Source organism: Deltaproteobacteria bacterium, assembly GCA_016874735.1.
Lineage (GTDB): Bacteria > Bdellovibrionota_B > Oligoflexia > Oligoflexales > CAIYRB01 > CAIYRB01.
Window position 1 is genome coordinate 39,133 of the sequence record VGTI01000034.1, and the last position, 7,532, is coordinate 46,664.

Sequence of the window (7,532 nt, forward strand, 5' to 3'; positions counted from 1 at the left end):
GCCAACGTGGACTTTCTTTTTTGACCTTGGTCATTGGTGAATTGATGATCAAAATTGCTACTCAAGTTGTGTTGTTGTCCGCTCTTGCCCTCTCGATGGTGCCTCGTGCCGTCGCGCAGCCCGCTGCGCCCAGGCCGTGGGATGATCGCCCCGCAGAGCTTTACCGGCTGTGTACCTCTTGTCACGGACCAGATGGCAAGGGTATGCCCAATGTCGGTGCCCCGGCCATCGCTGGCCTGCCCGAGTGGTACCTGGAGGCCCAGCTCACCAAGTTTCATACGAGCGTGCGCGGCGGTCACGTCAAGGACATCAACGGCATGCGGATGCGGCCGATTGGCTTGACCTTGAGTGAAGAGAACCGTAAATCCATCGCCAAGTATGTCTCGGCCATGGCGCGTCCCGAGACGCCAGACACGGTCAAGGGTAACCTAGCCAAGGGCGAGAATACCTACCAAGTCTGTCAGGCTTGTCACGGGCCCAAGGCTGAGGGTATGCAGGCGCTTAACGCACCGCCACTCGTGGGTGCCAACGACTGGTACTTGCTGACCCAGCTCAAGAACTTCAAGGGTAAGGTGCGCGGGTACGATCCGGCGATCGACCCCAATGGGTACGCGATGGCTGGGATTGCCGCCACTTTGGATGAAGCTGCGATGCTGAACGTGGTGGCTTATATTAACTCGTTTAAACCGGCACCTGCCGCTAAGTAACTAACGGGATCTCAAGGGGGACTGGCGTGAGCACTAATGATCCGGATCTCACGGCGAAGAAGTTGTTTTTTACGATCGTGGCCGTTATCGGCACCTTTGGCGCTATGGTTTTTATTTTTGTGGTCTGAAGCCCTTCAGAGCGGAGGCAGCAGGTAGTCAATTATGATGGAATCACTTATCCACGCAGCGTCGTCCTATGCCGGCGAGATTGACAATGTGATCTTAGTGATCGCGGTGCTCAGTACTTTCTGGCTTGTTTTGGCTGAAGGCGCATTGTTTTACTTCGTCTTCAAGTACCGCCGCTCCAAGAATCCCAAGGCTGAGTACATCACTGGCGAGACCAAGCAGCAGATGAAATGGATTCACTGGCCACACAATTTGGTTCTCGTGTGTGACATCGTGATTCTCGTGTTCGCAGTGAGGTCTTGGTACCACGTCAAGCAAGAGATGCCACCGATTGACGAAGAGGTGAAGGTTGTCGGTCACCAGTGGGCATGGGAGTTCGTGCACGCGGGCCTCGACGGGCAATTGGGCACTGATGACGATGTTGCCACTGTCGACGAGCTTCACTTAGTCGTAGACCGTACCTATAAGTTTAAACTCGAAGCGGCGGACGTGCTCCACAGCTTCTCCATTCCGGCCTTCCGCTTCAAGCAAGATGCGGTACCGGGGCGGCAGATCGTGGGCTGGTTCAAGCCGACCAAGACGGGTCAGTACGACGTCCCGTGTTCGCAGATGTGCGGTATTGGGCACGGCATTATGGGCGGACAGGTCTATGTCCACACGGCCGACGAGTATCGCCAGTGGTTAGAGAAAAAGTCTGCTAAATCGGCAGTTATTTCGGTAAAAGGTGTGGACCAGATTGCAATGAATCAGGGTGGGATCTAAGCATGTCAACGCACGCACACAGGGCTGCAGCAAGCGATCATGAAGCTCACGGGCATCATGATCACCACGAAATGAGCTTTTGGGAAAAGTACGTGTTCCCCCTCGATCACAAGATGATCGGGATGCAATATTTCTTTACCGGCGTCGCCATGGGTGTCATTGGTGCACTTATGTCCTATGCCTTCCGCATGCAGATGGCATTTCCGGGTAAGGCTGTGCCACTGTTCGGACTCATTACCCCTGAGTTTTATAACTCCATGGTGACCAACCATGGCTCGATCATGATTTTCTGGTTCGCCATGCCGGTGCTGATTGCTGCCTTCGGCAACTTTCTGATTCCACTCATGTGTGGCTGCGACGACATGGTGTTCCCTAAGATCAACCGCCTGTCGTACCAGATTTTCCTACTCAGCGCGATTATCCTCCTCGTGTCGATATTCATGCCGGGTGGCGGGTTCGGCAGTGCTTGGACCTCCTACCCACCGTTATCGTCTAGCGCGACATACAACCAGACGCCTTACGGCGCACCGATGTGGTTGTTGGCTGTAGCATTGGAATTCGTCGCCTTCCTACTGGGCGGTATCAACTTCATCACCACACTGATGAATTCCCGCGCTCCGGGCATGAAAATGTACGACATCCCAGTGGTCCTTTGGATGATCGTCATCGCCAGCATTCTTTTTATGGCTTCGGTCGGTCCGCTGATCGCTGGTGCTGTCATGCTCTTCTTCGACCAGACTATGGGTACGGGATTTTTTGACCCAGCCCGCGGCGGTGACCCGGTACTGTGGCAGCATTTGTTCTGGTTCTTCGGTCACCCGGAAGTATACGTAGTGCTGTTGCCAGCTATGGGTATCGTGGCTGAAGTACTGGCTACTTTTGCGCGCAAGAAACTGTTTGGGTACAAGACCATCCTCTGGACGGCCATTGCGACGGGCGTCTTGAGCTTCGTTGTCTGGGCTCACCACCAGTTCGTAGCTGGTATCGATCCACGGATGGCTAACATATTCACCGTGACGACCCTTCTCATCTCTGTACCTGTAACGGAGATGCTCTTTGTCTATATCGCGACGCTTTACGGTGGGTCCATCCAGCTAACGACGCCGATGCTCTTTGCCATTGCATTCGTAGCTGAGTTCTTGATCGGTGGTGTCACGGGGATCTATCTCGGGGCCAGCGGCGCGGACATTTACTTCCACGACACTTACTTCGTACTGGCGCACTTCCATTACACGTTCATTCCGATCGCCGTGATCGCCGTGTTCGCCGGTGTGTACTACTGGTTCCCGAAGATGTTCGGCCGCATGATGAACGATTTCTGGGGCAAAGTGCACTTCTGGGGTACGGCCGTTCCATTTAACGGTATCTTCCTGCCGCTCTTCTACACGGGAGCTGCGGGTGACCACCGGCGGAGCTTTGACCTCCTGAACTTCCCAGAGATGAACCAACCGGCTCTGATCTTTGCGCGGCAATTCGCAACGGTATCATTACTCGTGATGCTCGGCTTCCAGGTCATCTTCTTCATTAACTTCTTTTACAGCATGTTCCGCGGACGCAAGGCAGGGGCCAATCCGTGGAATGCGAATACACTCGAGTGGGTGGCGCCTTCGCCGCCGCCTCACGGCAACTTTGCCGAGCTGCCAAACTGCTACCGTGGTCCTTATGAATATAGCGTACCAGGCAGGTCTTCTGACTTCTGGCCGCAGAACGAACCCGCTAACTGAATTTGAGGTGGACGAGACGTGGGTACCGCAATTCCAATAGCGACTAAGCGTAGTGCGACAGGCATCGTCACAGGCAAGCTGGCCATGTGGTGGGTGCTAGGGTCAGAGATCGTCATCTTCGGCGGTCTTTTAGCTTGCTACCTCATGATGCGGCTTATGTATGACTCCTGGTCTGACGCAGCCTCGCATACCAACACGGTAGCTGGTGCGATCAATACGTTCATTCTACTAACGTCGAGCTTGTTCGCTGTGCTCGCTCATAACGCTGCCGAGAGAGGCAAGGGCCCACTAGCGGCACTGTACCTGCTACTTACCATCGGTGGTGGTCTCAACTTCCTGGTCGTTAAGGCCATCGAATGGACCAACGAGATCAAGCATGGGTACACCATCACCACTAACACCTTCTGGTCGTTCTACTATACCGCCTGCGGCCTGCATGCCATGCACGTGATTGCAGGGATGACGGCCATGGGTATCGTTGCTGTCGGAGCACTCCGCGGCAAGCATCTCCCGCGCGTCGAGTACGTGGGCCTTTACTGGCACTTTGTCGACATCGTGTGGATCTTCCTGTTCCCTCTGATCTACATCGCGAAGTAAGGAGTTGCGACGATGAGCGAGGCACACGCTTCCCATGAACACCACGGTGCAACTGCAGGCCATCACCACGAGCCTCATGCCCCTAGTTACTATGTGAAAATCTGGGCCGTACTGTTAGTCCTTCTGGTCATCAGTATCACCGGTCCGATGCTTGGTAACAAGATCCTGACGCTCATCACCGCCTTCGGGATTGCGGTCGTTAAGGCCCTAATAGTTGCCGCATTTTTCATGCATCTCAATGTCGAGAAGAAGTACATCTGGTACGTCCTCCTGACCATGCTCACGGCCGTCGCGATGTTTTATTTCGGCGTGGTTGCTGATGTGCAGCAGTACAAGGGAACTAACTGGACAAAGCCAGCGTCTTACCAGTATGACGCTGATATGAAGAAGGCTCACGAAGCTGCTGCCGGTGAGCATGGTGGCTCACACGGAGCCGCAGCTGACGGTGGGGCTACCGACGGTGCCCCCGCCCACGGCGAGGCCAAGTAATCTGCTAGGTCAGTGTTTGAGGTTGTGCAATGGCTACGATGACGAGTGTTGCGAGAGGGTTGCTTGAGCGGCGGCCACCAGTGGTTCCTAATGCAGTGATTGGTACCTTGGTTCTGGTCCTGACGGAAGTTATGTACTTCTGTGCATTGATTAGCTCCTTCAACGTCATTAAAGCGCAGCTGTTTGGTAACTGGACACCCCCGGGTGATGTCCGGTTGCCGCTAGCGGCAACGGCCTTCAATACGGCTTTACTTATGGCGAGCGGCCTGACGATGTGGCTGGCCAATCGCGCGTTTAAAAATCCTGCCAAGCGAACCACGGCTCAGCTTCTCTTCGGTCTGACGATCACACTCGGTGCTTGTTTTGTCGGTTTCCAAGGGTACGAGTGGGTTAAGCTCGTTCAGTACGGTATGACCATGCAGTCGGGCATCTTTGCTGCGACCTTCTTTTTAATCATCGGCTCGCATGGTGCCCACGTCGCAGCAGCGGTGTTGGTGATGGCGTACCTCTACGTCCGCATGGTTCGTGGTAAGCTCAGTCAGGGCGGCATGCAGGCGATGCAACTGTTCTGGCTATTTGTCGTCGGCGTGTGGCCGGTCCTTTATCGTCTTGTCTATTTTGGTTAGTCCTTTGCTGACGCTTTTGCTCCGATTTTTAAGTAGCCCCCTAGTCCGCCATTTTGAGCCTGTCATCGCCTAGGGAGGCTTTCATGCTTACCGTAATCCTCCACATCCTGTCCGATGCCTTGCCAGCATGGGCCTGTGCCGTGTGCGGCAACTTGGGTGAGGATCCAGCAGCTGGCGCTATTTTGGCGGGCACGGGACTTTTGTCGGTAGCGCCCATATTGACCATTGGTGGTGGGATCTACTACGTATACCGCAAGACCAAACTGGATCAGGGCAGTGCCGGCGATAGCTCTCGCGCCGACGGCTCCGGCGGCTCCGACGGCGATGATAATGTTGATGTCGTGCCACCCCAGTCCGTGCTGCCGGCTGCAGACTAGGCAGCAACATGAATGGTCCACGGCGTCTACTGCTGCTACTGGCCTTCAACCTTCTGGTTGGGTTAGGGATGTGGCTCGGTTTTCGCTGGTCTGATCAGCGGGGGCAGGATGGGGTCCCGCCGCCAATCAGCGCCCGTACCAATGATAAAGTTGTGGTCGCTGAGCCGATCACTAAACTTGCTGCCTGGCCCACATTTCCCGCGGCGCATCCAGGGGAGTCTCAGGTCGCACTGGCGCGTTGGCGGGGGCAGCGGTTCGCCATCAATTTCTGGGCCAGCTGGTGCACGGCATGCAGTGAGGAGAAGCCGCTACTCGCGCTTCTCGGGGGCGCATTCCCGCGGCAAATGGTGGGCTTGGGGACGCTCGATTCGGTCGAGCAGATTGCTGCGAGTGAGGCCCAGCACCCGCATCCCTATCCCGTGGCGGTGGATGCCGATGGTACACTTGCCGCCGAACTAGGTGTTGACGTGCTGCCGCAAACGCTCGTTTTCGACGAGCAAGGGCAACTTCTGCGGCGCTTTCGCGGTGTGCTTACGGGGGTTCATGCCGATGCGATTCGCTTACTTTTAAATCCCAGTGAGCCGCCCACCAACAATTGAGCGGATCGGGTGGGAGAGCCGACCTTGCTTAGAGTCCTTTGACCTCGCTCATCAGGGCGTTGTAAAGCAGGATCACATCATTATTAGCTTTATGTAGGCGCTCAACGATGACGCGCGCAATCCGTAGCACCACTGGCAAGGCCCACTCCGGGTGTTCGCTGCAAAAGGCATCGAACGCCTCTTTATGGAGCACCAAAACTTGGCAGTCGGTTTCGCATACGATCGTGGCATTGCGGCGATCCGTTTGCAGCAGTGCCGCCTCACCGAAACTGGGGTGATCGTCGGCAGTTAAAATTGCCACGGGGAAGAACTCTCCCGCAGTGGTCGACTTGATGACCTTGACGCTACCGGCAAGCAGGAAGAATGCATCTTTGCCCTCCTCGCCCTCGCGCAAGATGGAGGAGTATTTGGTAAAGGTCTTCTCCTCCACAAGCTGCGCTAGTAGGTCGATGGCTGCCGGTATCGTCGTGAGGTTTTCAAACAAGTAAACGCGTCTCAGCCACTCTGTGCGCGACGTCAGATCTTGCGGCGCGGTTGGCGCGTCTTTAGCGGCGAAAAATTTTGCCAGTGCCGACATCAGGAAACTCCACTCTCGAACTAATCATTATAATATTGTTTATTTAAATGACATTTAAGGTGCTGAGTTTGTCTCGCTTCAGCAGCGTCGACTCCTGCTGGTGAGTGTCTGCGCCATGCTCGTTTACCAAAACGATGGCAGCACTGCCTTTAGTGATCTTGTAGTCGTCGCGCGGGTGAAAAATGGGGTTATTGCAGCGCAGCGATTTGACCGTCCGCAGGTTATCGATGAGCGTACTGATACTTGGGGTTTTTTGTGCCTCTTTAAAAGCCAATTCTTTGATTATGTGGGGATTGCCTGTGTTGGCGAGGATGCCAATGACCAGCATATCTTGATGTTCTTTGCCGAAGGCACGGCGAAAATCTCCGTAGGTCCTATCGTGCCATGCGTCAGAAATGTCCTTAGTCGTTATGAAGGCGCCAGTGCTCGGATCCACGAGATCGTGAAAGACATTCACCAGGCCAGTACCACTGGACGCACTTCCCAGTAACAGCCGACTATATTCGCGCGAATAGATGATCTCACTGACACCAGCTAATTTGAGATAATGGTCCAGTGTGGAGTCGATGATCTCAGCTGCGACGATGGTACCCTTGGCTATATTTGAGAGGGCAATCGCGGTCATAATCGTACGCGCGTCGGCCTCGGTGGCGGTCGGTTTGCGTCCATCGGCTCCCATCGATGCATCGGCAAGAATGAGTACTTTACGAGCGGCGTCCGGTGCCGCTCTTTGTAACGTTGACTGCTGAAAGTAGTCGCCAATGATCACTGTGACTCCAGCAAGCTTAGGGTCGCTCTTGAGTGCTGCGATATCCTCTTGAGATCTATCGGAAAGTCGGCTAGTACTCCAACCATACCGTAGGACGCTTTAGCGTCTGAGGCTTGGTTGGTGGTGAAGGCCGACACACCGTGAGCTTCGCTTGGCGAAGTGAGCGGTCCGTTACTCGA

Annotated in this window: 10 protein-coding genes; 8 read left to right on the plus strand and 2 right to left on the minus strand. The window is 55.0% G+C overall.

Annotation, left to right across the window (positions count from 1 at the left end):
* Positions 1 to 20: 20 nt before the first annotated feature.
* From FJ146_13305 to FJ146_13340, 8 genes are all read left to right on the plus strand, one after another.
* Positions 21 to 707: a c-type cytochrome gene (locus tag FJ146_13305; GenBank protein ID MBM4252943.1), complete on the plus strand. Its 687-nt coding sequence runs from the start codon at positions 21 to 23 to the stop codon at positions 705 to 707.
* A gap of 162 nt (positions 708 to 869) precedes the next feature.
* Positions 870 to 1,595, plus strand: a complete 726-nt coding sequence (gene coxB / locus FJ146_13310) for a cytochrome c oxidase subunit II (GenBank protein MBM4252944.1) — start codon at positions 870 to 872, stop codon at positions 1,593 to 1,595.
* A 2-nt stretch (positions 1,596 to 1,597) separates the two neighbouring features.
* Positions 1,598 to 3,319, plus strand: coding sequence for a cytochrome c oxidase subunit I (locus FJ146_13315; protein MBM4252945.1), 1,722 nt, complete (start codon positions 1,598 to 1,600; stop codon positions 3,317 to 3,319).
* Between the two features lie 84 nt (positions 3,320 to 3,403).
* Positions 3,404 to 3,916, plus strand: a complete 513-nt coding sequence (locus FJ146_13320; protein ID MBM4252946.1) for a cytochrome oxidase subunit III — start codon at positions 3,404 to 3,406, stop codon at positions 3,914 to 3,916.
* 12 nt (positions 3,917 to 3,928) lie between these two features.
* Positions 3,929 to 4,405 carry a hypothetical protein gene (locus tag FJ146_13325; GenBank protein ID MBM4252947.1) on the plus strand — a complete coding sequence of 159 codons (477 nt, stop codon included), beginning with the start codon at positions 3,929 to 3,931 and terminating at the stop codon, positions 4,403 to 4,405.
* A 29-nt stretch (positions 4,406 to 4,434) separates the two neighbouring features.
* Positions 4,435 to 5,031 (plus strand): heme-copper oxidase subunit III, encoded by a 597-nt coding sequence (locus FJ146_13330; GenBank protein ID MBM4252948.1) that lies wholly within the window; start codon positions 4,435 to 4,437, stop codon positions 5,029 to 5,031.
* Positions 5,032 to 5,114: 83 nt separating this feature from the next.
* A complete protein-coding gene (locus FJ146_13335) occupies positions 5,115 to 5,408 on the plus strand; it encodes a hypothetical protein (GenBank protein MBM4252949.1) in 294 nt (97 codons plus the stop codon).
* Between the two features lie 8 nt (positions 5,409 to 5,416).
* Positions 5,417 to 6,007, plus strand: a complete 591-nt coding sequence (locus FJ146_13340) for a TlpA family protein disulfide reductase (GenBank protein MBM4252950.1) — start codon at positions 5,417 to 5,419, stop codon at positions 6,005 to 6,007.
* 28 nt (positions 6,008 to 6,035) lie between these two features.
* On the opposite strand, the gene FJ146_13345 is transcribed toward FJ146_13340, so the two are convergent.
* Both FJ146_13345 and FJ146_13350 read right to left on the minus strand, forming a co-directional pair.
* Positions 6,036 to 6,584, minus strand: a complete 549-nt coding sequence (locus tag FJ146_13345) for a cyclic nucleotide-binding domain-containing protein (GenBank protein MBM4252951.1) — start codon at positions 6,582 to 6,584, stop codon at positions 6,036 to 6,038.
* 43 nt (positions 6,585 to 6,627) lie between these two features.
* Positions 6,628 to 7,395, minus strand: coding sequence for a hypothetical protein (locus tag FJ146_13350; GenBank protein MBM4252952.1), 768 nt, complete (start codon positions 7,393 to 7,395; stop codon positions 6,628 to 6,630).
* Positions 7,396 to 7,532: the final 137 nt, after the last annotated feature.

Coding starts and splice junctions, on each gene's coding strand:
- coxB (MBM4252944.1), top strand. CDS start 870: ATGATGGAATCACTTATCCACGCAGCGTCGTCCTATGCCGGCGAGATT.
- FJ146_13330 (MBM4252948.1), top strand. CDS start 4,435: ATGGCTACGATGACGAGTGTTGCGAGAGGGTTGCTTGAGCGGCGGCCA.
- FJ146_13340 (MBM4252950.1), top strand. CDS start 5,417: ATGAATGGTCCACGGCGTCTACTGCTGCTACTGGCCTTCAACCTTCTG.
- FJ146_13315 (MBM4252945.1), top strand. CDS start 1,598: ATGTCAACGCACGCACACAGGGCTGCAGCAAGCGATCATGAAGCTCAC.
- FJ146_13345 (MBM4252951.1), bottom strand. CDS start 6,584: ATGTCGGCACTGGCAAAATTTTTCGCCGCTAAAGACGCGCCAACCGCG.
- FJ146_13320 (MBM4252946.1), top strand. CDS start 3,404: ATGTGGTGGGTGCTAGGGTCAGAGATCGTCATCTTCGGCGGTCTTTTA.
- FJ146_13325 (MBM4252947.1), top strand. CDS start 3,929: ATGAGCGAGGCACACGCTTCCCATGAACACCACGGTGCAACTGCAGGC.
- FJ146_13335 (MBM4252949.1), top strand. CDS start 5,115: ATGCTTACCGTAATCCTCCACATCCTGTCCGATGCCTTGCCAGCATGG.